Origin of the sequence: Nocardiopsis sp. NPDC049922 (genome assembly GCF_040660275.1) — a bacterium.
GTDB lineage: Bacteria > Actinomycetota > Actinomycetes > Streptosporangiales > Streptosporangiaceae > Nocardiopsis.
In genome coordinates this window covers 91,757-116,814 of record NZ_JBFAME010000015.1, presented here as the reverse complement: position 1 = coordinate 116,814, position 25,058 = coordinate 91,757, and the positions used below count along the sequence as shown (strand labels likewise).

22 protein-coding genes and 1 pseudogene are annotated in these 25,058 nt (G+C 72.7%); 12 read left to right on the top strand and 11 right to left on the bottom strand.

What is annotated here, in order from left to right:
* The first annotated feature begins 47 nt into the window (after nucleotides 1–47).
* Complete coding sequence (gene paaZ, locus AB0I72_RS23555; protein WP_358572248.1) at nucleotides 48–2,081, top strand: phenylacetic acid degradation bifunctional protein PaaZ; 2,034 nt, start codon at nucleotides 48–50, stop codon at nucleotides 2,079–2,081.
* Nucleotides 2,082–2,170: 89 nt separating this feature from the next.
* Here the strand turns inward: paaZ and AB0I72_RS23550 are convergent, their stop codons facing one another.
* The gene (locus AB0I72_RS23550; protein ID WP_358572246.1) at nucleotides 2,171–3,379 is read right to left on the bottom strand and encodes an MFS transporter; all 1,209 of its coding nucleotides are present in this window, start codon (nucleotides 3,377–3,379) and stop codon (nucleotides 2,171–2,173) included.
* A gap of 65 nt (nucleotides 3,380–3,444) precedes the next feature.
* Here AB0I72_RS23550 and AB0I72_RS23545 point away from each other — a divergent pair, with 65 nt between their 5' ends.
* Nucleotides 3,445–3,819, top strand: coding sequence for a MerR family transcriptional regulator (locus AB0I72_RS23545; protein ID WP_358572296.1), 375 nt, complete (start codon nucleotides 3,445–3,447; stop codon nucleotides 3,817–3,819).
* 168 nt (nucleotides 3,820–3,987) lie between these two features.
* On the opposite strand, the gene AB0I72_RS23540 is transcribed toward AB0I72_RS23545, so the two are convergent.
* The 5 genes from AB0I72_RS23540 to AB0I72_RS23520 form a co-directional block, all read right to left on the bottom strand.
* Nucleotides 3,988–5,355, bottom strand: a complete 1,368-nt coding sequence (locus AB0I72_RS23540) for a dihydrolipoamide acetyltransferase family protein (RefSeq protein WP_358572244.1) — start codon at nucleotides 5,353–5,355, stop codon at nucleotides 3,988–3,990.
* Nucleotides 5,352–6,344 carry an alpha-ketoacid dehydrogenase subunit beta gene (locus AB0I72_RS23535; protein WP_358572242.1) on the bottom strand — a complete coding sequence of 331 codons (993 nt, stop codon included), beginning with the start codon at nucleotides 6,342–6,344 and terminating at the stop codon, nucleotides 5,352–5,354. Before AB0I72_RS23535 ends, AB0I72_RS23540 begins: the two co-directional genes overlap by 4 nt.
* A 1-nt stretch (nucleotide 6,345) precedes the next feature.
* On the bottom strand, nucleotides 6,346–7,431 hold the full coding sequence (pdhA, locus tag AB0I72_RS23530) for a pyruvate dehydrogenase (acetyl-transferring) E1 component subunit alpha (protein WP_358572240.1): 1,086 nt from the start codon (nucleotides 7,429–7,431) through the stop codon (nucleotides 6,346–6,348).
* 433 nt (nucleotides 7,432–7,864) lie between these two features.
* Entirely contained in the window at nucleotides 7,865–8,476 is a 612-nt protein-coding gene (locus AB0I72_RS23525; RefSeq protein WP_358572238.1) for a hypothetical protein, read from the bottom strand.
* A gap of 397 nt (nucleotides 8,477–8,873) precedes the next feature.
* Complete coding sequence (locus tag AB0I72_RS23520; protein ID WP_358572294.1) at nucleotides 8,874–10,151, bottom strand: MFS transporter; 1,278 nt, start codon at nucleotides 10,149–10,151, stop codon at nucleotides 8,874–8,876.
* A 550-nt stretch (nucleotides 10,152–10,701) separates the two neighbouring features.
* On the opposite strand from AB0I72_RS23520, the gene AB0I72_RS23515 reads away from it, so the two are divergent.
* From AB0I72_RS23515 to AB0I72_RS23480, 8 genes are all read left to right on the top strand, one after another.
* Nucleotides 10,702–11,517, top strand: a complete 816-nt coding sequence (locus tag AB0I72_RS23515; protein ID WP_358572236.1) for a hypothetical protein — start codon at nucleotides 10,702–10,704, stop codon at nucleotides 11,515–11,517.
* Nucleotides 11,514–12,743, top strand: a complete 1,230-nt coding sequence (locus AB0I72_RS23510) for a glycosyltransferase family 4 protein (protein ID WP_358572234.1) — start codon at nucleotides 11,514–11,516, stop codon at nucleotides 12,741–12,743. The genes AB0I72_RS23515 and AB0I72_RS23510 overlap by 4 nt, the downstream gene beginning before the upstream one ends.
* Before the next feature lie 100 nt (nucleotides 12,744–12,843).
* Nucleotides 12,844–13,284 (top strand): MarR family winged helix-turn-helix transcriptional regulator, encoded by a 441-nt coding sequence (locus AB0I72_RS23505; RefSeq protein WP_358572232.1) that lies wholly within the window; start codon nucleotides 12,844–12,846, stop codon nucleotides 13,282–13,284.
* Nucleotides 13,285–13,395: 111 nt separating this feature from the next.
* Nucleotides 13,396–13,866, top strand: a complete 471-nt coding sequence (locus AB0I72_RS23500; RefSeq protein ID WP_358572230.1) for a hypothetical protein — start codon at nucleotides 13,396–13,398, stop codon at nucleotides 13,864–13,866.
* Between the two features lie 36 nt (nucleotides 13,867–13,902).
* Nucleotides 13,903–14,601, top strand: a complete 699-nt coding sequence (locus AB0I72_RS23495) for an HD domain-containing protein (RefSeq protein ID WP_358572228.1) — start codon at nucleotides 13,903–13,905, stop codon at nucleotides 14,599–14,601.
* 110 nt (nucleotides 14,602–14,711) lie between these two features.
* The gene (locus AB0I72_RS23490; protein WP_358572226.1) at nucleotides 14,712–15,737 is read left to right on the top strand and encodes an iron-siderophore ABC transporter substrate-binding protein; all 1,026 of its coding nucleotides are present in this window, start codon (nucleotides 14,712–14,714) and stop codon (nucleotides 15,735–15,737) included.
* Between the two features lie 7 nt (nucleotides 15,738–15,744).
* Nucleotides 15,745–16,812 (top strand): iron chelate uptake ABC transporter family permease subunit, encoded by a 1,068-nt coding sequence (locus AB0I72_RS23485; RefSeq protein WP_358572224.1) that lies wholly within the window; start codon nucleotides 15,745–15,747, stop codon nucleotides 16,810–16,812.
* Entirely contained in the window at nucleotides 16,809–17,873 is a 1,065-nt protein-coding gene (locus tag AB0I72_RS23480; RefSeq protein WP_358572222.1) for an iron chelate uptake ABC transporter family permease subunit, read from the top strand. Before AB0I72_RS23485 ends, AB0I72_RS23480 begins: the two co-directional genes overlap by 4 nt.
* 15 nt (nucleotides 17,874–17,888) lie before the next feature.
* Here AB0I72_RS23480 and AB0I72_RS23475 read toward each other — a convergent pair whose 3' ends face one another.
* Nucleotides 17,889–19,199 carry an FAD-binding oxidoreductase gene (locus AB0I72_RS23475; RefSeq protein WP_358572220.1) on the bottom strand — a complete coding sequence of 437 codons (1,311 nt, stop codon included), beginning with the start codon at nucleotides 19,197–19,199 and terminating at the stop codon, nucleotides 17,889–17,891.
* A 102-nt stretch (nucleotides 19,200–19,301) separates the two neighbouring features.
* Between AB0I72_RS23475 and sigJ the strand changes: the two genes are divergently transcribed.
* Nucleotides 19,302–20,201, top strand: coding sequence for an RNA polymerase sigma factor SigJ (gene sigJ, locus AB0I72_RS23470; protein ID WP_358572218.1), 900 nt, complete (start codon nucleotides 19,302–19,304; stop codon nucleotides 20,199–20,201).
* Between the two features lie 26 nt (nucleotides 20,202–20,227).
* Here sigJ and AB0I72_RS23465 read toward each other — a convergent pair whose 3' ends face one another.
* The 4 genes from AB0I72_RS23465 to AB0I72_RS23450 all read right to left on the bottom strand — a co-directional run bounded on the left by AB0I72_RS23465 (nucleotide 20,228) and on the right by AB0I72_RS23450 (nucleotide 23,689).
* Nucleotides 20,228–20,857 (bottom strand): glyoxalase, encoded by a 630-nt coding sequence (locus AB0I72_RS23465; RefSeq protein WP_358572216.1) that lies wholly within the window; start codon nucleotides 20,855–20,857, stop codon nucleotides 20,228–20,230.
* A 103-nt stretch (nucleotides 20,858–20,960) separates the two neighbouring features.
* Entirely contained in the window at nucleotides 20,961–21,557 is a 597-nt protein-coding gene (locus AB0I72_RS23460) for a dihydrofolate reductase family protein (protein ID WP_358572214.1), read from the bottom strand.
* On the bottom strand, nucleotides 21,515–22,462 hold the full coding sequence (locus AB0I72_RS23455; RefSeq protein ID WP_358572212.1) for a helix-turn-helix domain-containing protein: 948 nt from the start codon (nucleotides 22,460–22,462) through the stop codon (nucleotides 21,515–21,517). Before AB0I72_RS23455 ends, AB0I72_RS23460 begins: the two co-directional genes overlap by 43 nt.
* A 78-nt stretch (nucleotides 22,463–22,540) precedes the next feature.
* Nucleotides 22,541–23,689: a Dyp-type peroxidase gene (locus tag AB0I72_RS23450; protein ID WP_358572210.1), complete on the bottom strand. Its 1,149-nt coding sequence runs from the start codon at nucleotides 23,687–23,689 to the stop codon at nucleotides 22,541–22,543.
* A gap of 254 nt (nucleotides 23,690–23,943) precedes the next feature.
* Here AB0I72_RS23450 and AB0I72_RS23445 point away from each other — a divergent pair.
* Nucleotides 23,944–25,057: pseudogene (locus AB0I72_RS23445) on the top strand (FtsK/SpoIIIE domain-containing protein); the annotation flags it as partial.
* Nucleotide 25,058: the final 1 nt, after the last annotated feature.

Sequence of the window (25,058 nt, the reverse complement as noted above, 5' to 3'; positions counted from 1 at the left end):
TGTAATACTGTGCGAGCAGACCCACAGCCCGAGGAGAGGACCGTCAGGTGTCCCACACACTGGAGAGCTACGCGCGCGGATCGTGGTTCACCCCGAAGGACGAGGGCGCGCCGCTGGCCGACGCGAACACCGGGGAGACCGTCGCCCGGATCTCGGCCAACGGACCCGACGTGGCCGCGATGATCGACCACGCGCGGAGCGTGGGCGGCCCCGCGCTGCGCGCGCTCACCTTCCACCAGCGTGCGCTCATCCTCAAGCAGCTCGCCGCGTACCTGACCGAGCACAAGGACGAGTTCTACGCGCTGTCCCACCGCACCGGCGCCACCAAGCGCGACACGATGGTCGACGTCGACGGCGGTCTCGGCACGCTGTTCAGCTTCTCCAGCAAGGGGCGGCGCGAGCTGCCCAACTCCACGGTCATCCTCGACGGGCCCGTGGAGCCGCTCAGCCGCCAGGGCACGTTCGTCGGTCAGCACGTGTACACCTCCCGTCCGGGGGTGGCCGTGCAGATCAACGCCTTCAACTTCCCCGTGTGGGGGATGCTGGAGAAGCTCGCGCCCGCGTTCCTCGCCGGAATGCCCAGCATCGTCAAACCCGCGAGCCAGACCGCGTACCTGACCGAGGCCGTCGTGCGGCGCATGGTCGAGTCCGACCTCCTGCCGGAGGGCTCGCTCCAGCTCCTCGTGGGCACCCACCGCGGCCTGCTCGACCACCTCGGCCCGCAGGACGTCGTGGGCTTCACCGGCTCGGCCGCGACCGGCGCCCTGCTGCGCGAGCACCCGAACGTCGTGCGCGGCGGGGTCCAGCTCAACGTCGAGGCCGACTCGCTGAACTGCTCGATCCTCGGCCCGGACGTGAAGGTCGAGGACCCCGAGTTCGACCTGTTCGTCAAGCAGGTGGTCACGGAGATGACCGTCAAGGCCGGGCAGAAGTGCACCGCCATCCGCCGCGTGATCGTGCCCGAGCCGATGGCCGACGCCGTGACCGAGGCCGTCACCGACCGCCTGTCCACCGTCGTGGTGGGCGCCGCCGACCGCGACGGCGTGCGGATGGGCCCGCTGGCCACCCTCGACCAGCGCGCGGAGGTCCGCAAGGCGGTCAGGGCCCTGCTCGCCTCCGCCGACCTCGTCCACGGCGACCCGGAGGAGGTCGAGGTGGTGGGCGCCGACGCCGAGTCGGGCGCGTTCATGTCGCCGATCCTGCTCCGCGCCCGCCCCGAGGCCGACGAGCCGCACGAGGTGGAGGCGTTCGGCCCGGTGAGCACCGTGATCGCCTACGAGGACCTGGCCCAGGCGATCGAACTGGCCGCGCGGGGAAGGGGCAGCCTGGTCGGGTCGGTCGTCACGCACGACCCGGACGTGGCGCGCGAGGTCGTCCTCGGCCTGGCCCCGTGGCACGGGCGGATCCTCGTGCTCGACCGCGACGACGCCAAGGAGTCCACCGGGCACGGCTCACCGCTGCCGATGCTGGTGCACGGCGGCCCGGGCCGCGCGGGCGGCGGCGAGGAGATGGGCGGTGTGCGCGGCGTCAAGCACCACATGCAGCGCACGGCGATCCAGGCCTCGCCGGACATGGTGACGGCGATCACCGGGCACTGGACCACCGGCTCCAGGCGCGACGTCGGCGAGGTGCACCCGTTCCGCAAGAACCTCGCCGAGCTGCGGATCGGCGACACCATCGCCTCCGCCGCGCGCACGGTCACGCGCGAGGACATCGACCACTTCGCCGAGTTCACCGGCGACACGTTCTACGCGCACACCGACGAGGAGGCGGCCGCCGCCAACCCGCTGTTCGGCGGGATCGTGGCCCACGGCTACCTGGTGGTCTCGCTCGCCGCCGGGCTGTTCGTCGACCCGGCCCCGGGCCCCGTGCTGGCCAACTTCGGCGTGGACAACCTGCGGTTCCTCACCCCGGTCAAGGAGGGCGAGACCATCCGGGTGCGACTGACCGCCAAGCAGATCACCCCCCGCACGAACGCCGACTACGGCGAGGTCCGCTGGGACGCGCTGGTCACCAACGAGCGCGACGAGCCCGTGGCCACCTACGACGTGCTCACACTGGTCGCGAAGGGCGACGAGTAGACACGTCGCCGCATCGACGTGTCGACAGGGCGCCCCGCCACCGTCTCCACCGGTGGCGGGGCGCCGCGTCGTTCGGGGGGCGTGGAGGGTCAGCCCCTCGCGCCCGGGCGCCGGGCGGGGAACCCGTGGACGCGGGCGGCCAGCACCACGACCAGCACGGGGGCCAGCAGGACGGGCAGGGTCCAGGGCAGGGCCGCCGGTCCGAGGTGGGCGAGCAGGGCCCCGCCCGCGACCCCGCCGCCCGCCATCGCCACGTTCCACAGGGTGACCAGCATCGACTGAGCGGTGTCGGCGGCCTCGCCGCCCGCGTCGGCCACGGCGGTCTGGAGGAGGGTGGGGACACCGCCCCAGCCGAGCCCCCACAGCACCACCGCGACGTGGACGAGGGCGGCGCCGTCGGACAGGAGCGCCAGGGCGGTGGCCGCGGCGGCGACCAGGACGACGCTGGCCACGATGAGCGCGCGCGGCCCGCGGTCGATGTGCGCGCCCACGACCCAGATGCTCACCAGGGACGCCGCGCCGAACAGCAGCAGGACGAGGTCGACCGCGTCGCCCAGACCCACCTGCCCCAGGAACGCGGCCACGTACGTGTACAGGATGGTGTGCGCGAGCACGAAGACCAGGGTGACGAACAGGACCGGGACGACGCCGGGGACGGCGAGGGTCCGCCGCACGGGGGTCTGGGCGCCCGGCTCCTGACCGGGCTGGTCCGGGACCAGGGCGAGGATCCACCCGACGAGGACGACGGTGAGCGCGGTCATCAGGGCGAAGGTCAGCCGCCAGCCCGCGGCCGCGCCGAGGAAGGTGCCCGCGGGCACGCCCAGGGACAGCGCGACCGGGATGCCCGCCATGACGACCGCGATCGCCCTGCCCTGGAGGTGGTCGGGCACCATGCGGCGCGCGTATCCGGCCAGCATCGCCCAGGCCAGCCCGGCGGCCACCCCGGCGACGAACCGGGCGGCCATGGTGAGGAGGTAGTCGGTCGAGGCCGCCGTGACGGTGTTGGCGAGCGCGAACGCCACGACCGTCGTCAGCAGCAGCCGTTTGCGCCGCCACCGCGCCGTGGCCGCGGTCAGGGGGATCGCCGTGAGCGCGGTGCCGAGCGCGTAGATCGTCACCGACTGCCCCATGGCGGACTCGCTGACGGCGAGGTCGGCGCTCATCGCGGGCAGCACCCCGGCGGGCAGGGTCTCGGTGAGGGCCGTGACGAAGACGGCGGTGGCCAGGGCCAGGAGGGCGGCGAGGGGAAGACGGTCGGTCGACGGGGTTCGGGGATCCGTGGTGGAGGTGCTTCGCATACCGCGTATGCTCAAACCCTCACATAGATGTGAAGGTCAACGTGGCGAAGGGTGAGGTCGACCACATGCGCATCGGAGAGCTGTCCGAGCGGACCGACACGCCCCGGCGGCTGCTCAGGTACTACGAGGAACAGGACCTGATCCGGCCACGACGGCTGCCCAACGGCTACCGCGACTACGACCCCCGGCTGGTGGACCGGGTCCTCCAGATCCGGGGCCTCCTCGACGCGGGGCTCCCCACCCGGCTGATCCGGCAGATCCTCCCCTGCCTGGACCAGCCCAGGTCCATCCACTTCCCCGACGCCACCCCGGAGATGCTCGCACTGCTGGAGCACGAGCGCGACCGGATGACCCAGCGCATCGCCTGCCTGTCCAGGAACAGGGACGCCGTCTCGGAGTACCTGGAGGCCGTACGCGACGGGAACCCGCCACGGGAGTGAGGGGGGACCGCCTGAGCGGGTGGCCCACCCGTGATCCGCGTGGCCGCCGACCCCCGCCCCCGAACCCGGCGCGGACGCGCGAGGCCGACCGGATTCCGGAGAGCGGAGAGCGGAGAGCAGTGAGCGCCCCGGGGTGCCGACTCCCCGGGGCGCTCGGTCCGATTCCGCCTACAGCTGGGCGATGGCCTTCGCCGGGTTCTCCATGGCGTCCGCGACCACGCGCATGAAGCCCGCCGCCGTGCCGCCGTCGCAGACGCGGTGGTCGAAGGCGAAGGAGAGCTGCGTGATCGTGCGGACGGTCAGCTCGCCGTCCACGACCCACGGGCGGTCCATGATCCGGCCCAGGCCGAGGATGGCGACCTGCGGGTGGTTGATGATGGCGGCGCTGCCGTCCACGCGCAGTGAACCGTAGTTGTTCAGGGTGAACGTCCCGCCGGTCATCTCCGCCGGGGTGGCCCTCCCCTCGCGGGCGGCGGCCGTGAGCCGCCGGATCTCCCGGTCCAGCTCGGCCGTGGTCATCCGGTGGGCGCCCAGGACGGCGGGCGCGACCAGGCCGCGGTCGGTCTGGACGGCCAGGCCCAGGTTCACGCCGTCGTACTGGACGAGCTCGCCGCGTTCGGTGTCGACCAGGCCGTTGAGCTCCGGGTGGGCGCGCAGCCCGGCGACCACGAAGCGCGCCACGTAGGAGAGCAGGCCGGGGCCGTCGGGGTCGGAGCGCCGCAGACGGACCAGTTCGGTGGCGTCCACGTCGACCCAGACCGTGGCCTCGGGGATCTCCCGGCGGCTGCGGGACAGGGAGTCGGCGACGGCCTTGCGGAAACCGCTCATCGGGACGCGCCGGGACTCGGCCAGGCCGGTGCGCGGATCGGTGGCGCCCGCCTCGACCGGCGCGGGCACGGTCGGGGCCGCCGGGGTCGGGGCCTTCGCGGCCTCGATCGCGGCGCGCACGTCCGCCCGGGTGATCAGCCCGCCGGGGCCGCTGCCGGTGACCGAGGCGATCGCCAGTCCCGCCTCGCGCGCCAGCTGTCGGACCAGCGGCGAGGTCACCAGCGGCGGGCGCGTGCTGGTCGCCGGGGAGGCCGGAGCCGTGGCCGGAGCGGGTGCGGGCGGCCTGTTCCTGGGCCTGCGCCGACGTCCGGTGGCCCGCTGCTCGGGGGTCCCGTAGCCGATGAGCACGTTGCCCGACCCGGTTCCGGCGCGTTCCTCCTCCCGGTAGCGCTCACCCTCCGGCGAGACCTCGGCCGCGGTCGCGGGCACCGTCACCGGCGCGACCGGCGCGGCGGACTCCGGCTCCCCGGCGTCGGCCACGCTGATCAGGGGCGTTCCCACCGCGAGGACCGCGCCCTCCGCGCCGTGCAGCTCGCTGACCGTCCCTGCGAACGGCGAGGGGACCTCCACGATCGACTTCGCGGTCTCCACCTCGACGACGGGTTGGTCGATCTCCACGGTGTCGCCGGCCGCGACCAGCCACCTGACCACCTCGGCCTCGGTCAGCCCCTCGCCGAGGTCGGGAAGGTCGAAGGTCCGGATGCTCACTGGTCCTCCCATTGCAGGTCGTCGACGGCGTCGAGGATGCGGTCCACGCTGGGCAGTTGGAAGCGCTCCAGCTTGGGCGGGGGGTAGGGGATGTCGAACCCGGTGACGCGGCGCACCGGCGCGGCCAGGGAGTGGAAGCAGCGCTCGGTCACGCGGGCCACGATCTCCGAGGCGACGCTGGCGTACCCGCTCGCCTCGGCGACCACGACCGCCCGGCCGGTGGAGCGCACGGCCTCGCACACGGTGGCGTCGTCGAAGGGGACGAGGGAGCGCACGTCGACCACCTGGAGACTGCGGCCCTCCTGGGCGGCGGCCTCCGCGGCCTCCAGCGCGGTCGGCACCGAGGGGCCGTAGGCGATGAGGGTCGCGTCGGTGCCGGGGCGGCGGACGACGGCGGTGCCGATGCCCGGCTCCGGGACGGTGAGGTCGACCTCCTCCTTGCCCCAGTACAGCTTCTTCGGTTCGAGGAAGACGACGGGGTCCGGGGAGGCGATGGCCTCGCGCAGCAGGAAGTAGGCGTCGGCGACGGTGGACGGGGTGACCACGGTCAGACCGGGGGTGTGCGCGTAGTAGGCCTCGGAGGAGTCGCAGTGGTGCTCGACGCCGCCGATCCCGCCCGCGTAGGGGACCCGGATGACCATCGGCAGCCCCACCCGGCCCCGGGTGCGGTTGCGGGTCTTGGCGACGTGGCTGACGATCTGTTCGAAGGCCGGGTAGGCGAAGGCGTCGAACTGCATCTCGACCACCGGCCGCATGCCGTTCATCGCCATGCCCACGGCCATGCCGACGATCCCGGACTCGGCGAGCGGGGTGTCGAAGCAGCGCTGCTCGCCGAACTCGTCGGTGAGGCCGTCGGTGATCCGGAAGACGCCGCCGAGGGGGCCGACGTCCTCGCCGAAGACGTACACGCTCTCGTCCTCGGCCATGGCGTCGCGCAGGGCCCGGTTGAGCGCCTGGGCCATGGTGAGCTTGGTGGGATCCGTCGCCATGTCAGTGGCCCTCTCTGCTCAGTTCGTCGGCCAGCACGGCGGCCTGCTCGGCCAGCTGGGGGGTGGGGGCGGAGAACACGTGCGCGAACAGGTCGGCGGGTTCGGGGTCGGTGTCGCGGGCCAGTCCCTCGCGCATGGCGGCGGCCACGGCCTCCGCCCGCTCGGTGATCTCGGCCTGGCGGGCCTTGGTGAGGACCCGCCTGCGCCTGAGGTAGGCCTCCATGCGCAGGAGCGGGTCACGGGCCACCCACGGGTCGACCTCGTCGTCGCTGCGGTAGCGCGTGGCGTCGTCGGCGTTGGTGTGCGCCTGCATGCGGTAGGTGTGCGCCTCCACCAGCTGGGGCCCCTCGCCGGAGCGGGCGGCGGCGACCGCGCGGTCGAGGACGGAGAGCACGGCCGCGGTGTCGTTGCCGTCGACCCGGTGACCGGGCACGCCGTACCCGACGCCCTTGTGGGCGAGGGAGGGGGCGGCGGTCTGCCGGGACAGGGGGACGGAGATCGCGTACTCGTTGTTCTGCACGAAGAAGACGACGGGCGCGGCGAAGACGGCAGCGAAGTTGAGCGCCTCGTGGAAGTCGCCCTCGCTGGTGGCGCCGTCGCCGCACAGGGCCATGACGACGGTGTCCTCGCCGCGCAGGCGGGCCGCGTGGGCGACGCCGACGGCGTGCAGGAGCTGGGTGGCCAGCGGGGTGGCCTGGGGGGCGACCCGGTACGCGTAGGGGTCGTAGCCCGCGTGCCAGTCGCCCTTGAGGAGGGTGAGGACCTCGACGGGGTCGACGCCGCGCGCGACGATCGCGGCGGTGTCGCGGTAGGTGGGGAACAGCCAGTCGCCGTCGGCCAGGGCGAGGGCGGCGCCGGTCTGGCACGCCTCCTGTCCGTGGGAGGAGGGGTAGACGGCCAGCCGTCCCTGGCGGACGAGCGCACCGGCCTGGTCGTTGACGCGGCGGCCGATCACCAGGGAGGCGTACGCGGCGAGGAGGCGGTCCGTGTCCGGGAACGGCAGCTCCGCGCCGGACACGCGCCGTCCGGTCTCGTCGAGCAGCCGCAGCGGCTGCTCGGAGGGAAGAAGGTCCTGGCCACCAGCCATGCTCCAACCTCCTGGTTCGGGGTGAGGTGTACAGAGACATGGTGGTGTTTTGGGCCATATGTTCGCCAGTGACCGGGAGAACTCAAGAAGATGTCGTAGAGATGTGCTGGTTTGTGCACATTTCGTCCAGAGATGTGACCTGGAACACCGGCCGCGGTGGACGAGTGGCCGGGGTCACTGCCTGGGGAAAGAGGTGCGACGCCCGGCGCGGGGTGGACCGGCGGCAGCACCGACGAGGATGAGATCGACCGCCGCGTGCGGGCCCGGAATCCGAGTGAACCGCGCTCCTCGACACCGTGCGCGCCGTCGGGGGGAGCCCAGACGCGAGAAGGCCCCCGGTCACACCCGGGAGCCTTCCGCATGCATGACCCCATGCATGTTCCGCGCCGGGTCTACCGGCCCTGCGGCGGTCCGACCAGACGGCGGGCGGCCGCTACTCGACCGTCGCCGTGACCGGGTCCTCGAGGCCGAACAGCTCCTCCATCGTCACCTCGACCGGCGTGACCTCACCGACGACCGCGATCTGGCCAGACGCCCGCTGGCCGGGCTGGACGGTCACGGTGTCGAGAGGGTTGTCCAGGTCAGCGAACGCGGCGTCCGCCCAGTCGCTGACGACCGTGCCGTCCGCCAGTTCGACCGTGAAGTAGATCGGGTTCACCTCGATCGACTCGTCCGAGTCGTTGACGATCTCGATGTCGATCGCGGTGTACACGGTGTCGTCGATGACGTCGCCGACCGTGCCCGCCGCCGTGGCGGTCATGGTGACGCCGGACGTCTCCTCGGCGGCTTCCTCCTCAGCCGCCGTCTCCTGCTCCTGGCCCTCGTCGGCCGGGGCGGACGCGGACGGCTCGGAGGCCACCGTGGTGTCCTCGTCACCGCCCACGAGTGCGCCGAGGACGCCCAGGAAGATGGCACCGAGGACGACCAGGACGAGGCATCCTCCGCATCCGAAGATGCCGATCTTCGCGCCCGTGGACATGCCCTGCTTCGGCGGCTGCGGGGGGACGCCGTAGGGCTGCTGCGGGCCGGTGGGTGGGTAGCTCATGGGTGCTGCTCCGGATCTCATCGGGGGTACGGGGGGTGGCGGAGCGGGTGCCACATGGAGCCGGGCGCGGACGGTACGGCCGGTACGGGCACGACGGTAGCGGGTACGAGGTGGCACCCGCTACCGGATACCGGGGAGAGGTCATGACGTTGTGGGGATACCGATCGACGTCGAGTCCCGCAGCGGAGCGGGCCGACCCTCGACATGCCCGTCCCGCCACCGCAGGCGGTCTCCCGTGCGGACCGGGTCCGTCCGGAGCGCGGTCGACGTTTCACGTGAAACAGACCGATCGACACGGCGAGAAGTCGACACGGCGACACCCCGGCACGACGGCGGGGCGGGGACAGCCGCCCCCGCCCCGCGTCACCGCGTCACCGCGTCACCGCGCCGGAGCGCCTCACACCGCGGCGTCGTCACCCACGTTCAGGTCGACCCCCCTGGGTTCCTTCACCAGCGTGACCGCCACGAACGAGACCACCGAGGCCAGCACGATGTAGGCGCCGATGGTCCAGGACGCGCCGAACCGGGTGAGCAGGAGTTCCGCGATCATCGGGGCGAACGCGCCGCCGATGATCGCGCCCAGCGCGTACCCGATCGAGACGCCCGAGTAGCGGATCGCCGCGGGGAACATCTCCGCGTACAGCGCCGCCTGGGGCCCGTAGCTCAGCCCCATGCCGAGCGTGAACACGAACACCCCGGCGAAGTAGGCGACGATGCTCCCCGTGTCGATGAGCAGCCACATCGGCACCGACCAGACGGCGAGCATGGCGTAGCCGATCTGGAACGTGCGCACGCGGCCGATCCGGTCGCTGAGCCACCCGCCGTAGAGCGTGGACACGAGCCAGCCGAACGAGGCGAGGGTGGTGGCGAGCAGCACCGGCCCGCGCTCCATGCCCAGGCCCAGTTCCGCCTCCGGCCGGGAGGCGTAGGTGGCGACGAAGGCGATGACCAGGTACCCGGCGGCGTTGTTGGCCAGGAAGATCAGGGCCGACAGGACCACCTCGCGGGTGTTGCCCCGGAAGAGTCGGCGCAGCGGGGTCGCGGCGGTGGCGCTGAGCTCCCGCATCGACGTGAAGACCGGGGACTCCTCGACGGACTTGCGGATCAGGTGGCCGACGATGATGAGCAGGAAGGACAGGAGGAAGGGGATCCGCCAGCCCCACTCGACGAACGCGTCGGGGCCGATCGCGGTGGTGATCACCCACACGACGAAGGTCGCGAGGATCATGCCGCAGGGCACACCGATCTGCGGGTAGGCGCCGAACAGACCGCGCCGGGTGTCGGGGGCGTGCTCGACGGACATCAGGGCCGCGCCGCCCCACTCGCCGCCGGCGGAGAAGCCCTGGAGCACACGCAGGACGATGAGCAGCACGGGAGCGGCCACACCGATCTGGGCGTAGGTGGGCAGCACCCCGATCAGGCACGTGGACAGGCCCATGAGGACGAGGGTGCCGACGAGGACCCGCTTCCGGCCGAGCCGGTCGCCTAGGAAGCCCGCGACCACGGCGCCCAGGGGTCGGAACAGGAACGAGATGCCGATGGTGGCGAAGGACAGCACCTGGGCGACGCCGGGGTTGGCCTCGGACAGCGGCGCCAGGAAGAGCGGGGCCAGGACGATCCCGGCCGCCTGCGCGTAGATGAAGAAGTCGTACCACTCGATGGTGGTGCCGACCATGGTTCCGGCGAGGACGCGGCGTCTCTCCCGCTGTTCGGTTGCGGTGCCCGCTGGTGCGACCTGGGGGTCGGAAGATGCCATGGGTACTCCGTTTGCTCTCGACCGGCCCGCGCGGAGCCGGATCTGACCCTCGGACCCTCGACCGGTGGGCGCCCGGAGGGGGACGCCGGGGCGCACCGGAGATGAGTCCGAGGACACCATGCCATGTGACACAGTCCACTTTTCGCGCGGGGTGGGCTTTTTCGCAGCTCGGCAGACATGTACTGACCGAACGGTCGGTGAGCCCATGAGGCCGCTGAGCGACCGCGTACGGCGAACGCCCTGCTCAGGACGGACCGGGAGGGTGGACGGCGAAGAAACCCGCCGCACGGTGAACCACCACGGGGGTGAACTGCAATAGCTCACTTAGGTAAACAAAACATCTCATTTGCCACTATTGCCACGAATCACTCCATCCCCGCTCACCGGGAGTGATCCACAGCGTCGCGGGCCGCACCCGAGGATGGCCGTCATCCCAGGTGGGGCCCGCCAGGATTCCTGGGGAGGATCAGTGCACGCCGAGATCAGTCGGATCACCGCGAGGGACGTGCTGGAGCTACGGCTCACGGCCGACGAGGAGGACACCGGGGCGGGGTTGGCCCTGGTACGGAGCGAGTCGGAGGGGGACGCGGTACCGGTCACCGACGTGGAGCGGGAGGGCAGGCTCGTCCGTGCCCGGCTCGCCGACCTCGCGTTGGAGGACGGGACCTGGGACGTCGTGTCGGTCGGACGGTCGGGGTCCTCGAACCCGGTCCTGACCCGTGACTCCGGGCTGAGCCTGAGCCACCGGGTCGACTACGTCCGACGACCGCGTACGCGCGACCTGCGCGCGATCCGTGACCCGCGGGGGCGGTTGCGGCTCGTGTCGGCCAGTGTCACGCCGCACGCGGAGGTCGAGTGGGTCGAGGTCGCCCCCGGGACGGTCACCGTCTCGGGCTTCCTCGCCTACGCGCCCGAGCGGGACGGCGTCGCGACCGGCGAGGTCGTCGCCCGCCAGCGCGGCCTCGACGGGGTGGTGACCGCTCCCGCGCGGCTCGACGGCGACCGCTTCGAGTGCGCGATCCCGCTGCCGCCCCTCGCCACGGCCTTCCAGCCCAGACGCAAGCACAACGAGTGGGACCTGTGGCTGCGCCTGCCCGACGCCGGGACGGAGCTACGGCTCGCCTCGCACGCCGACGACGTCGTCGGCAAGAAGGGCAAGGTCGTCTACGCCGGTGTGGACCTGGCCGGAGGCGACGCGGACACCACGGTCCGCGTCCGGCCGTACTACACGGTCAGGGACGAGTTCTCCCTGCTCGCCACCGCGCGGAGCGGGGGTTCGGCGTGAAGATCGCCTTCCTCATCGCCAACGGTTACGGGATGGGCGGCACGATCCGCACGGTCTTCAACCTCGCCGAGGGGCTGTCCGCCCACCACGAGGTGGAGATCGTCAGCCTCGTGCGGCACACGGACTCCCCGTTCTTCTCCGTCCCCGACAGGGTCGGACTGAGCGCCCTGTCCACGGTCGGGAAGGCCGCCGAACAGGAGCCCCGTCCGTCCCGCGGCCTGGGCGAACTCCTGCTCAACCAGCGCGCGATCACCCGGCTCGTCACCGCGCCCGAGGCCGGGCGGGAGAACCTCTTCACCGCGCGGTCCGTGGCGGCGCTGCGCCGCTACCTGCGACGGACGAACGCCGACGTCGTCGTCGGCACCCGCCCCGGCCTCAACCTCCTGCTGTCCCGGTGGGCTCCGGAACGCGTGCTCGCCATCGGTCAGGAGCACGTCAACCTGGAGGACCACGACGAGAGGCTGCGCGCGGCCATCGCGGACGCCTACCCCCGGCTCGACGGGATGACCGTGCTCACCGGGGCCGACCGGGCGGCCTACCGGGGCCTGCTCGGCGCCGATCCGGACTGGCTGTCCGCGATGCCCAACCCCCTGCCCACCCGCGACTACCCGCGCTCGACGCAGGACAACCCGATCATCGTCGGCGCCGGCCGCATGGCCCCCGTGAAGCAGTACCCCAAGCTCATGGAGGCGTTCGCGGTCGTGGCGCGCAAGCACCCCGAGTGGCGGCTGCGCATCTACGGCGGCGGGAAGCTGGACAAGCGGCTGCGCGAGAAGATCCTCGAACTGGGGCTGAGCAACCAGGTCACACTCATGGGGCGGACGAAGGACATCACCGGCGAACTGGCCAAGGCGTCGCTGCTCGCGGTCAGCTCGCGGGTGGAGGGGTTCGGGATGACCATCATCGAGGGATTCTCGGTGGGCGTCCCGGCGGTCAGCTTCGACTGCCCGCACGGGCCGGGGGAGATCATCGAGCACGGCCGCAACGGCCTGCTCGTCCCGGACCAGGACGTGGACGCGCTCGCCGCGGGGCTGCTGCGGCTGGTCGAGGACCGGGACGAGCGGCTGCGGATGGGCGCGGCGGCGGTCGAGGCCGCCGCCTCCTACGCCATGGAACCGGTGGTCGAGCGCTGGAACGCCTTCCTGTCCGCACGGTCGGCGGCCAAGGAGTCCGGCCGACGTGTGCGGCGCGTCCGTGTCGCGGCGCCGCCCGGCACCGCCGCCTGAGCCCGCCGCCTGAGCCCGCCGTCGGCGCCGCCGCCCCGGGCCCCGGCGGGACGGGGCGGCGGTGGGGCGCGGGCGGCGTGCCGTGGGGGAGACTGGAACGGTGAGCACCGAAAGCACCCGCCCCGAACCGCCGGTGACGAGCCCCTCCATCATCGTGTTGACGCTGGCACGCCGGGTCGAGGCCGAACTGAACGCCGCGCTCGCGCCGCTGGACCTGACCGTCGCGCGCCTGGCGCTGCTCGGCCACGTCGCCAGCCTGCCGGGCGCCTCGTTCAGCGAACTGGCGCGGATGGGCGGGGTGACGGTGCAGAGCGTGCACACGGGGATCCGGGCGCTCCAGTCCGCCGGGCTGGTGCGCGACCTGACCGCTCGCGCCGGTTCCGCGTCGGAGATCGAGCTGACGCCCGCGGGGACCAACCTGCTCGGCAAGGCGCGGGAGGTGATCTCCGCGGTCGACGAGACGATGTTCGGCCCGGAGGCGGAGCCGGTTTCCCGGGAGATCGCGGAGACCGTCCGCAGGGCGTTCGCCCCGGGCGGCTGACCCCGCCTTCCCCGGTCACGACGCGTTCCCCGGCCCTTTCCCACCCCCACCTTCAACCAGACTGAAGCATGGGATAACCTTCAATCAATCTGAAGGTTGGAGGGAGTACCGATGGAGCACGTCCTGCTGTCGGTCCACGTCCTGGCGAGCATCGTGTTCGTCGGCGGAGCGACCGTCGCCACGAGCCTGTTCCCCCGCTACGCACCGGTGGCCGAACCGGTCCCCGCCGCACCGCCCGGCGCCGCGGCGCCCGAGGACGGGCGGAGCCGGAAGGTCGCCCTGTCACTGCACCGCATGACCCGCGTCTACTCGATCCTCGGCGTCATCGTGCCCATGGCCGGGATCGCCCTGGCCATCGCGCAGGGGCGGATGGGGGAGATCTGGATCACCGTCTCCATGGCCCTCACCGCCGCCGCGGGCGTCCTACTGGCCTGGCAGATCTACCCGCGCCAGCGGCGCGCACTGCGGGAACCGGGCGACCAGAGGGCGCTGAGCGGGCTCTCGACGGTCACCGGGCTCTTCAACCTGCTGTGGGCGGCCGTGGTCGTGCTCATGATCGTCCGCCCCGGCGACCACGCCTGACCGCCGCCCCGACCACGAACCTCCTGGAGGCCGACCATGTCCGCGTTCGACGACCTGAACCTTCCCGACACCGACCTGGCGCGGAGCGCGACGCGCCTCGCCCGGGACACCGAGTCCCCCGCGGTCTTCCACCACAGCGTGCGCACCTACCTCTACGGGCGCCTCCACGGCGAGCGCCAGGGCCTGCGCCCCGGCCACGACTACGACGACGAACTGCTCTACCTGGGCTGCGTGCTCCACGACATCGGCCTCACCGACGAGGGGGACCGGGACCAGACGTTCGACGTCGACGGCGCCGACCTGGCCGCCGAGTTCCTGTCCGGCCTGGGGCTCGCGGACGACCGGGTGGAGGTCGTGTGGGACGCGATCGCCCTGCACGTGGTCTCGCACGTCGCGCGCCGCAAGCGGCCGGAGATCGCACTGGTGAGCGCGGGCGCCGGGATCGATCTGGGCCCTCTGGGACCGGACGGCCCCCCGCTCCCGGAGGAGTTCGTCGCCCGGGTGCACACCGCGTTCCCCCGCCTGCACGGCGCGGCGGTGCTCTTCGACACGATCGTCGACCAGGCGCTCGCCAAGCCGCACAAGGCCCCGCCGTTCAGCTTCCCGGGAGAGCTCGTCCGCCAGCGGACGGGGGAACGGTGGCCGACCTGGCGCGAGCTCATGACCGCCGAGCCCACCTGGAACGACTACGACGGCTACGGGACCTCCGCCCGAGCCGACCTGGCGGGGGATTGACGCGCGCCACAGCTTAGGCAAGACTAACCTCACTTAGGGGCGCCTTTCCCGGGCGCCCCATCGCTGTGCCGCGCGTCCCTCACGCCCGCCCGGAAAGGTCCGACCACTCCATGTCCCCCAGACGCGTCGTCCCCGCCGCCCTGCTCACGCTCCTCATGGCGCTCACCGCCTGCGGGGGCGCGGGCGAGACCAACACCGGAACCGACAGCGGGTCGGGCACCTCCGCCGACGGGGCCTTCCCCGTCACCATCGAGCACAAGTACGGCGAGACCACCGTCCCCGAAGAGCCGGAGCGGGTGGTCACCCTGGGGCTGTCGGACCAGGACGCCGCGCTCGCCCTGGGCGTCACCCCCGTCGGCGCGGTCGACTGGTTCCTGGAGGAGCCCTACGGCTCGTGGCCGTGGACCGAGGAACTGTGGGGGGACACCCCGCCGGAGGTCGTCGGCGAGCGCGACGAGTACAACATGGAGCGGATCGCCGCCCTGGAGCCGGACCTGATCATCGCCCAGTACTCGGGCATGCAGGAGGAGCAGTACGAGACGCTCTCCCAGATCGCCCCGGTCGTCGCCCAGCCCGCCGACCACCCCGACTACGCCGCCCCCTGGCAGGAGATGAGCCTGCGCATCGGCCAGGCGCTCGGCCGGGAGGACGAGATGCGGGCGCGGATCGACGACGTCGAGGCGTCCTTCGCCCAGGTCCGCGAGGACCACCCGGAGTTCGCCGAGGAGACGGCCATCGTGGCCGACAGCTTCGAGCCGGGCGCCTACTTCGCCTTCGCCGACACGGACCCCAAGGCGATCTTCTTCGCCGAGATGGGCTTCCAGCTCTCCGAGGAAGTGGACGCGCTCGTCGAGGACGGGATGAACGGCGCCGAGTTCGGTTCCGAACGCCTCGACGTGCTCGACAGCGCCGACCGCGTGATCTGGGTGACCAGCGGCGACGAGGCCGACGCCCGGATCCAGGACGAGCCGCTCTACCAGCGGCTGGACGTCGCGGACAGCGAGGGCACCGTCTTCGTCCCCTACCAGGACGCCGAGACCGGCGCGGCGATCGGCGCGGCCTTCTCCTTCAACACCGTCCTGTCCATCTCCTACGCGATCGACGAGATGACGCCGCTGCTGACCGGCGCCGCCTAGCTCCCCCGTGGAACAACACCCCGAGACCGACCGGCCCGCGCCCCCGGCGCCGCGGGCCGGTCGCGCGCGTTCACTCCGAAGCCCCGCCGCCCTGACCGCGGGGCTGATCGTGCTGGCGGCGGTGCTGGCCCTGGTCGCCCTGCTCAGCCTCTGGGTCGGCGCCCGGGACCTCCCCGCCGCGACGACCTGGCGTCTGCTCTGGCACCCCGACGCGTCCGACGAGGCCCTCATCGTGCACGGCTACCGGATCCCCCGGGTCCTGCTGGGCACGGCGGTCGGCGTGGCACTCGGCCTGTCCGGAGCCCTGACACAGGCGCTGACCCGCAACCCCCTGGGCGATCCCGCCCTGCTCGGCGTCAGCATGGGCGCTTCCACGGGCGTGGTGGTCGCCATCGCCTTCGTCGGCGTGTCCGGCTACACGGGCTACGTGTGGTTCGCCCTCCTCGGCGCCGTCACCGCCTCGGTCGCGGTGTACGTGATCGGAACCGCCGGGCACGGCCGCGCCGCGCCCGAACGGCTGATCCTGGTCGGCGCGGCGTTCACCGCCGTGTTGGGGGCGTTCAACACCGGCGTCCTGATGCTCGACCCGAACGCGTTCGACGAGTTCCGCTTCTGGAACGTCGGCTCGCTGGCCGGGCGCTACCACGACGTGCTGTGGCCCATGCTGCCGTTCGTCGGCGCCGGAGTGCTGCTCGCGCTCGGGCTGGCCCGCCCGCTCAACACGCTGGCGCTCGGCGACGACCTCGGGATCGCGCTGGGCGCCCGCGTGGCCCGGACCCGGCTGCTGACCGCGCTCGCGGTCATGCTGCTCTGCGGAGCGGCCACGGCCGCCGCGGGCCCGATCGCCTTCGTCGGACTGGCCGTCCCCCACGCCGCCCGCATCCTGGTCGGCCCCGACCAGCGGTGGGTCCTCGCCTACTCCACCCTCCTCGCCCCGATCCTGCTCCTGGCCTCCGACATCGTCGGGCGACTGCTCGGCGCGCCCGGGGAGCTCCAGGTCGGGATCGTCACCGCCTTCCTGGGAGCACCCGTGTTCATCGCCCTGTGCCGACGCCGCAGGCTGGTCGACCCGTGAGCGTCCACGACCGGGCGCGACCCCGCCCGGAGCACGCCCGCCCGCGCGTGGGCGGAGCGCCGCCGCTCCGCGTCCACGCGCGATCGGCCGTGGTCGGCGCGGTGCTCCTCGCAGCACTGGCCTGCGCCGCCGTCACCTCGCTCATGACGGGCGAGTTCCCGCTCACCCCCGGCGAGGTCCTCGCGACCCTGGTGGGTCGCGGCGCCCCCGGTCACGAGTTCGTGGTCCTCACGCTGCGCATGCCGCGCCTGCTGACCGCGCTGGCCGTGGGGGCGGCGCTCGCGGTCAGCGGCGCCGTGCTCCAACGGCTGCTGCGCAACCCGCTGGGCAGCCCCGACTTCATCGGTCTGACCGAGGGGTCGGCCACCGGCGCGCTCGTCGTCATCGTGATGGTCGGCGGAAGCATGCTGCTGACGTCGGCCGCCGCGCTCGTCGGGGGGCTGACCACCGCGGCGCTCATCTACCTGCTGGCGTTCACGCGCGGGGTCCGCCAGGGCCGGTTCGTGCTCGTGGGCATCGGGATCGGCGCCATGGCGCTGGCCGCCAACTCCTACCTCATCACCCGGGCCCGCCTCGAGGACGCGCTCGCCGCCCAGGCCTGGCTGGTCGGGAGCCTGGGCGACGTCGGCTACGAGCAGGCGACGGCGGTCGGTGCGGCGGTCGCCGTGTTCGTCCCGATCGCCGTGGCCCGGTCCCGGGCGCTGTCGCTGCTGGAGATGGGCGACGACACCGCCGCGGGCCTGGGCGTCCGGGTCGAGCGCTGCAAGCTGGTGCTGATCGTGGTGAGCGTGGCCCTGGCGGCCGTGGCGACCGCGGCCACCGGCCCGATCCTGTTCGTGGCACTGACCGCACCGCAACTGGCGCGCCGCCTCACCCGCACGCCCTCCCCCGGCCTGGTGACGTCGGCGCTGACGGGCGCCCTGCTCCTGCTGACGGCGGACCTGCTGGTGGGGTGGCTGTTCCCGACCTCGATGCTTCCGGTGGGCACGGCGACCGGGCTGATCGGCGGCCTCTACCTGGTGTGGCTGCTCGCCTCCCAACGCCGGGGGCGGTCCCGCTGAGTCAGACCGGCGCGGTCAGCCCAGGACCGGGTAGTTGCTCCGGATCACCCCGTGCGGGTCACGGTCCCGCTTGACCTCCCGGAGCCGTTCCAAGGCCTGTGGCGAGAACGCGGACGCCGCCGTCTTCCCCGGCGACAGCAGGGTGAAGGGCGTGCGCCCGCTCACGCTCGGCGCGAGCACCCGGGCGAACTCCCCCTGGCGGGCCCGCACGTCCTCGGCCGTTCCGGGGGAGCCGGGCACGCCGAACATGTACAGCGCGTACGGCTCGGGCATCGGCCCCTGCGGACTGTCGGAGGGCCCGGCCAGCGCCCCGCCCAGGTGGCGGACCTGCACGAGCAGCATCGGCGCCACGGGGGTGTCGAGCAGGACCTCGACGGCCCGGTCGTCCAGGTCGGTGAGCAGCTCGGCCCGGGAGACCCCCGGCGCGGGGTCGACGGGGTCGGAGGTGATCGAACCCAGGTCGGCCGGGGAGAGCGGGCCGCGCGAGTCCGACAACGGGACGCCGACGCCCTCCAGGGGACGCAGCGACTCCTTGGCCTCGGCCTCCCCGCCCAGGTGGGCGGTGTCCACCACGATCATCGCGTCCTGGCCGGGCACCTGGAGCCGAGTGATCCACGTGCTCAGCTCCCGCGGAGCCGTCGCGGTGACCCGCCGGTAGGCGTCCATGACCTCCTCGGCCAGGCGCCCCGGCCACACCATCCGGCCGCCGTACAGCTCGGGAGCCGGGTGCAGGTCGAACTCCATGGCGGTCACCAGCGCGTGGTCGCCCCCGCCGCCGCGCAGCGCCCAGAACAGGTCGGGGTCGGACTGGGCCGTGACCCGGCTCCGGGCGCCCTCGGCGTCCACCACCTCGAACGCGGTCACACTGTCGGACGCCCAGCCGAACCTACGGCCGAACCAGCTGACACCGCCGCCCAGGGTGTAGCCGACCACGCTCACCCCGGGGGAGCTGCCCGGCACACCGGTCAGCCCGTGCGGCCCGGCGGCGGCCTGCACCCGACCCCAGGTCGCGCCAGCCCCCACCCGGGCGGTGCGGTTGCGCGGATCCACCCGCACCTCGTCCAGGGCGCCCGTGCGCAGAAGGATCACCCCGGCCGTGTTGCCCGAGGCACCGTGCCCGCTGGGCTGCGCCGACACGGTGAACCCGGCGGACCGGGCGAAACGGACCACCGCGGCCACGTCATCGGCGTCGGCGGCCTCCACCACGGCGGCCACCGGCTGGCGCACCGCCAGGTTCCACGGTGTGCGGGCCGCCTCGAAGCCCTCGTCGCCGTCCAGAAGGACGCGGCCGTCGACGACGGTGGGAAGCTTGTCCAGGGTTGTCACGCGATCGCTCCTCCGGTGTGCGCCTCAGGGCGCGGGGCCTGTCACATCGGCCCGATCGGGTTCGTCACCCCCATGACGGATCACGAGGGAAAGGTGTGACGGGTGGACGCGAAGGAATTCCTGGCCGAGCGCTTCGAGGAGCGGAGGGGGCACCTGCACGCGGTCGCCTACCGGATGCTGGGCTCGCTCGCCGAGGCCGACGACGCCGTCCAGGAGGCGTGGATCCGGCTGGGCCGCACCGACGCCGAGGAGATCGAGAACCTGGCCGGGTGGCTGACCACGGTGGTGGGCCGGGTGTGCCTGGACATGCTGCGCTCGCGCACCTCACGCCGGGAGGACCCGATGGGCGCACACCTGCCGGACCCGATCATCGCCCCCGCCGAGCGCTCGGGCCCCGAGCACGAAGCCCTCATGGCCGACTCGGTGGGCCTGGCCCTCCTCGTCGTCCTGGACGCGCTGCCGCCCGCCGAGCGCCTCGCGTTCGTCCTGCACGACATGTTCGCGGTGCCGTTCGACCAGATCGCCCCGATCGTCGACCGCACCCCCGCCACCGCGCGCCAGCTGGCCAGCCGCGCCCGCCGCAGGGTCCAGGGCGCCGCGCCGCGGCCCGACCCCGACCCGGCGCTGCGGCGGCGGGTGGTGGACGCCTTCCTCTCCGCCGCGCGCGGCGGCGACTTCGAGGCGCTCCTGCGGGTTCTGGACCCGCGCGTGGAGACCCACGCCGACTGGGGCGCGCTGCGTCCGGGGGCAGCGGCCGTGGTGCGCGGCGCCGAGGCCGTGGCCAGGTCGGCGATCAGCTACGCGCGTCCCGCGGAGTTCGTCCGGCCCGCCCTGGTCAACGGCGACCCAGGGGTCGTCGTGCTCGACGACGAGGGTCGGCCGTTCTCCGTCATGGGCTTCACCGTGGTGGACGGGCTGATCACGCGTATCGACGCGCTGGCCGACCCGGTGCGCCTGGACCGGCTCGACCTGGCGGTCCTCGACGAGGACGGTCGGGACTGAACGTCCCGCCCCGCGCCTCGTCGGCCTCAGACCAGGCCCGGACGAGGCGCGGCCACGGCCTCCCACGCGAACCCGTCCGGGTCGGTGAACGCCCCGGCGTCCCCGCCGATCGCGATCCGGTGCGAGCCGGTGCCCTCGGGGGAGACGCCGAGGTCCTTGGCCAGGGCCTTGCGCCGGTACAGCGCCAGCTTGACGTCGCCCGTCCCGGCGGCGAACTCGACGTACGCGCGGCCGAAGCTCCTCGCCACGGCGAGTCCGCGGTCGACGTAGAACCTCTTGCTCGCGGCCACGTCGGCGACGCCCAGCAGGAGCACGAAGTCGTCGATCCGCTGGGTCGCGGGCCCGGTGTCCTTCTTCGCCGAGGTCGCGACCTTCCAGATCGACCCGTCCGGCGCCTGGACGACGCCGCCGTAGCCCCAGAGCGACTTCACGGCGGGCTTCAGCGTCGTGGCTCCGGCGTCGACGGCGGCGGCGATGAGGCCGTCGACGTCGGACGGCTGCGCCACGGTGAGCGCCAGCGTGAACCCGCGGAAGCCCGTCGTGGGTTCCTGCGAGGCCCGCAGGCGGACATGCGAGTCCCCGCAGAAGGCGGTGTAGAAGCGGTGGGCGGCCTCGGTGTCGGCCACGTCGAGGGTGATGGATGCGATGGATGCCATGGCACTCACGCTAGGCCCGGCGCCGCGGCCGACGCTTCTCGATTCCTGATCGGTCCGGCCGCCGGTCGCACCGCCCGCGTCCGGGGCGACCGGCGGCGCGGCCTCAGTCGCGGACGACCTCGTACCGCAGGCAGGCGAAGGGGCCCAGGAGCTTGGCCTCCAGGGCGCGCAACCGCACCCGTCCGTCCAGCAGGGGAGCCCCACCGCCCAGACTGACCGGGGCGATGGACACGACGACCTCGTCGAGCAGGCCCAGCCGGGCCAGGTCCGCGGCCAGGCGACCTCCGCCGACCACCCACACGTCGCGGCCGTTCGCGGCCCTGACCATGTCCGCGTGCAGGTCCCGCAGCTCCTGGTCGGTGTCGGCGCTGGCGAAGCGGAGGTCCCCCTCGATCCGGGGAAGGCTCCGGTGGGTGAGGACCCAGGTGGGGGCCTGGTAGGGCCAGGGCTTGCCGCCCTCGTGCTCCAGGATCCACTCGTAGGTGGTCGCGCCCATCACGATCGCGCCCGCGTTGGCGATGAAGTCCTCGGTCTCGTTGAGGGCCTCGCCGCCCTCCTGGTCCGGTTCGGCCCCCTCCACCGCGAACAACCAGTCCAGGGAGTTGTCCTGGTCGGCGATGAACCCGTCGAGACTGGTGGCGGTGTTGTAGACGGTCCTCACGGTGTGTCCCCTCGTCGTGCGTTGCGGTGGTGCAGCCATTCCAGTGGGTCGCCGTGGCCGACCTCGACCCCGGCCGAGCGCAGCATGTGCCGGACGGCCTGCCTGCGGTGCGCCGAGTACGTCAGGACGTGCGCCACGACCCCGCCGAGCATGAAGCTCTCCGGCGGGTCGCACAGGGCGTCGACGAGCCGGTCGCCCCAGGCGTCCCGGCGGCCGATGTCGTCCACGGCCGCGATCCATCGCGCGCCCGCGTCCTCGTGGCGGGACCGCAGGGACTCCGGGTCGTCGGCGCCCCGTTCGGGGAAGTCCGCGCCCTCGATCGAGGCGAGCCAGACCTCCTTGGTCCACACCAGGTGCTCCAGGGTGGCGGCGACGGACCCCTCCGGGCCGTCCCAGGACAGCACGGTGCGCCCGGGGTTCCACACCTTCCGGTAGTCCTCCTCGGGCAGGTCCGCGGCCAGGCGGATGAGCGACGCGGTGTCGTCCACGTCGTGGTGGATCTGCAGTGCGGTCAGGTCCATGGCGGGTCGGCTCCTCGGGTTCCCCTCCACCCACAGGTGGAGCGGAGGGTGGAAGTGGATGCCGTTGGGAGAGGGCAGCCACCGTCCGCTCCCCGCGGTGGTGGCGCTGGGCGGATGGCCGAAGGCCCGGGCGAACGCGCGCGTGAACCCCTCCACCGACGCGTATCCGGCGGTGAAGGCCGCGTCGGTGACGCTGGTGCCCTGACCGATCTGCCAGGCGGCCCGTTCCAACAGGACCCGGCGGCGCAGCGCCACGGGCGACTCCCCGGTGTCACGGGAGAACCGTCGACTGAAGTGGAACGGTGAGGAGTGGGCGCTTCCCGCCATGTCCGACAGGCACGTGTTGTCCTCGTCCAGGACCGCGTCGAGGAGTTCGCGCAGACGGTCGCGCCCCGAGGGCGGTTCGTCGGTGGGAACGGTCATGCGACCAGTATGTTCACCCGGCGGCCGTCGACGCTTGACCGATCTTGCCCTGTGCGGCCGGGCCGAGCGCCTCCGCGGTCACAGGATCCCCGCGCCGAGCGGTCGGCCCTCGGTCGCCCCGGGGAGCACCAGGTACAGGCCGGTGCCCCGATGCTCGGTGAAGGGGTGCAGGGGGTCCTTCGCGGCCAGCACGTTCTGCATCCGCGTGAACAGGCCGGGATCGTCCATGAAGGCGAGGAAGAGCAGTCCCCGGTCGTCCCAGGCGTCGGCGTAGGAGTAGCCGCGCCGCAGCATCCGGTCCCCGTCGTGGCTCTGGGCGTGGGAGAGCGCCATGTGGGAGTCGGCGGGGATGACCGGGTCGCCGTCGGCGGTCACCGCCGCGAAGTCCGGCTCGTCGGTCTCCCCGTCCTGCCCGAGGGGCGCCCCGGTGTCCTTGTGCCGCCCGATGACGCGCTCCTGCTCCGCCACGGGCAGCGCCTCGAAGCCGTCCACGTCCATGTGGATCCGGCGGAAGACCATGTAGGTGCCGTCCCTCTCGGCCCCCTGACCGATCCACACGAACCGGTCGGCTTCCTCCGCCGACGGGTTGGAGACGCCGTCCTTGTGCCCGAACAGGTTGCGGGACGCCCCGCCCCCCGGGGCCGGAGCGATGAACCCCTTCTGCCGCCAGCGCGGCGGCATGGTGTTCTCCGCCGCCTCGGTGAGCAGGTCGGCCGCGGTGGCGACCGTCCAGGCGTCGTCGGCGCACAGCTGCACGACCAGGTCTCCGTCGCTGCGGGCGTCCTCGATCCGGTCTCCGGGAAAGGACGGGAAACCGGTCAGGAGCGAGGGGCGGGACAGCCCCAGCCGGTCGAAGGCCGTACCGCCCAAGCCCACGGTCGCGGTCAGGCGGGAGCTTCGGGCGTGCGCGAGCACCTCCGGCGCCTCGCCCCCGTCGATGACGGACGTGAGCTCCCGGGTCCACGTGTCGAGGACACCGCGCAGCACCCGGCGCGCCTCGCCGCCGTCCACCCCGTCCGGCAGGTCGAAGGCGGCCAGGAGGAGGTCGGACTGGGGCGGTGTGGTCACACCCGCCTGGCGTGGGCCGCGGAAGGGCGGACCGGTCCCGGAGACCGAGGAGCCGTTCGCGGCGTGCGACGCGGAGGGGCCGACGGCGACGGCCGCCAGACCGAGCGTCGAGGCGATCAGTCCGCGCCGGGTCGGGGCGGGGTTGCGCGGTGAGCTCATGGGAAGCCGTTCTTCGAGCGGGGAACCTACGACGTGGCCGACCGGTGACCCAGACCGAGATACCACTCATTGTAATACCAGCAGTACTTTCAGCGACGCTCACATGTGCGGCGCGTTGCCTCCCCGCGTCGAGGAGTCGACTTGGCGATTCGGTGTGTTGTCGACTCGGCGACCGGCCGAGGCCGTCCCGTGCGGGTTTCCAGGGATACCGCCGGGCCCGACGGTCGATGAGGCACACAACAGAAAGAGCCCTGCTGTTGGCGTGGTGGCGGCACCTGGTGGTCCACCACCGGCACTGGCAACCCGTCCTGGTCATCTCCGGACTCGCGGAGTCCTACCAGGAACGCCGCTATCCGCCCCGCATCCGTCGGGTGTTGTGCACCTCCTGGGCCGACCGGGTCCGAGTCACCCTCGTGGCCGGAACCTCCCCCGCCGACTTCGAAACCCGCGTGGCCGAGCTGGCGCACGGGTTCGGTGCCCCCTTCTGCCGTGTGGTGGTGGACGGACGGTCCTCGGCGGATCACCTTGGAGTTCCCCCGACACGACACCCTCGCTGAACCCCTCGACGCCTTCGACGTCCCGGACGGGGTGGACCTGTCGGCGCTGCCGGTCGGCGTCACCGAAGACGGCTCCGAGTGGCGGCTACGCCTCCACGGGACTCACGTTCTGGTGGCGGGGGTGACCGGGTCGGGGAAGGGGTCGGTGATCTGGTCGACCATCCGCGCGATGCTCCCCGCCATCGCGGACGGGACGGCACGGGTGTGGGCGATCGACCCCAAACGGATGGAGCTGTCCTACGGCAGGTCCCTGTTCGCGCAGTACGCGGACGACGGCGAATCCGCGGTGGCCGTCTTGGAATCGGCGGTGGCCGACATGCAGGACCGTGCCCGACGTTACGCGGGCAAGCAGCGTTCGCACGTCCCCACGGCAACGGATCCGTTCGTGTTGGTGGTGCTGGACGAGGTCGCGTTCCTGACCGCCTACCACCCCGACCGGGACGTCCGCCGACGTGCGGAGAACGCGATCGCCACGCTCACCTCGCAGGGCCGTTCGGTCGGGTTCGCGGTCCTGGCCGCTCTCCAGGATCCGCGCAAGGAGGTGATGAACCTGCGCAACCTGTTCCCGGACAAGATCGCGCTGCGGCTGGACGAGGCGTCCCAGGTCGACATGATCCTCGGGGAGGGCGCCCGCGACCGTGGAGCGAACGCGCATCTGATCGACCCCGGCCTTCCCGGGGTGGGCTACATCCGGATGGAGGGATCACCCGCCCCGGTCCGGGTCCGGGCCGCGTACGTGTCCGATGACGACATCACCGCCATGATCAGTGCCTACGGTGCAGATGCTTCGTCGGACGGCGGGGCCTCATGAC

What these genes read in the sequence shown, in the direction of transcription:
- AB0I72_RS23550 (WP_358572246.1), bottom strand. Translation starts at nt 3,379, where the DNA reads ATGCGAAGCACCTCCACCACGGATCCCCGAACCCCGTCGACCGACCGT.
- AB0I72_RS23545 (WP_358572296.1), top strand. Translation starts at nt 3,445, where the DNA reads ATGCGCATCGGAGAGCTGTCCGAGCGGACCGACACGCCCCGGCGGCTG.
- AB0I72_RS23535 (WP_358572242.1), bottom strand. Translation starts at nt 6,344, where the DNA reads ATGGCGACGGATCCCACCAAGCTCACCATGGCCCAGGCGCTCAACCGG.
- pdhA (WP_358572240.1), bottom strand. Translation starts at nt 7,431, where the DNA reads ATGGCTGGTGGCCAGGACCTTCTTCCCTCCGAGCAGCCGCTGCGGCTG.
- AB0I72_RS23525 (WP_358572238.1), bottom strand. Translation starts at nt 8,476, where the DNA reads ATGAGCTACCCACCCACCGGCCCGCAGCAGCCCTACGGCGTCCCCCCG.
- AB0I72_RS23520 (WP_358572294.1), bottom strand. Translation starts at nt 10,151, where the DNA reads ATGGTCGGCACCACCATCGAGTGGTACGACTTCTTCATCTACGCGCAG.
- AB0I72_RS23500 (WP_358572230.1), top strand. Translation starts at nt 13,396, where the DNA reads ATGGAGCACGTCCTGCTGTCGGTCCACGTCCTGGCGAGCATCGTGTTC.
- AB0I72_RS23495 (WP_358572228.1), top strand. Translation starts at nt 13,903, where the DNA reads ATGTCCGCGTTCGACGACCTGAACCTTCCCGACACCGACCTGGCGCGG.
- AB0I72_RS23490 (WP_358572226.1), top strand. Translation starts at nt 14,712, where the DNA reads ATGTCCCCCAGACGCGTCGTCCCCGCCGCCCTGCTCACGCTCCTCATG.
- AB0I72_RS23465 (WP_358572216.1), bottom strand. Translation starts at nt 20,857, where the DNA reads ATGGCATCCATCGCATCCATCACCCTCGACGTGGCCGACACCGAGGCC.
- AB0I72_RS23460 (WP_358572214.1), bottom strand. Translation starts at nt 21,557, where the DNA reads ATGGCTGCACCACCGCAACGCACGACGAGGGGACACACCGTGAGGACC.
- AB0I72_RS23455 (WP_358572212.1), bottom strand. Translation starts at nt 22,462, where the DNA reads ATGACCGTTCCCACCGACGAACCGCCCTCGGGGCGCGACCGTCTGCGC.
- AB0I72_RS23450 (WP_358572210.1), bottom strand. Translation starts at nt 23,689, where the DNA reads ATGAGCTCACCGCGCAACCCCGCCCCGACCCGGCGCGGACTGATCGCC.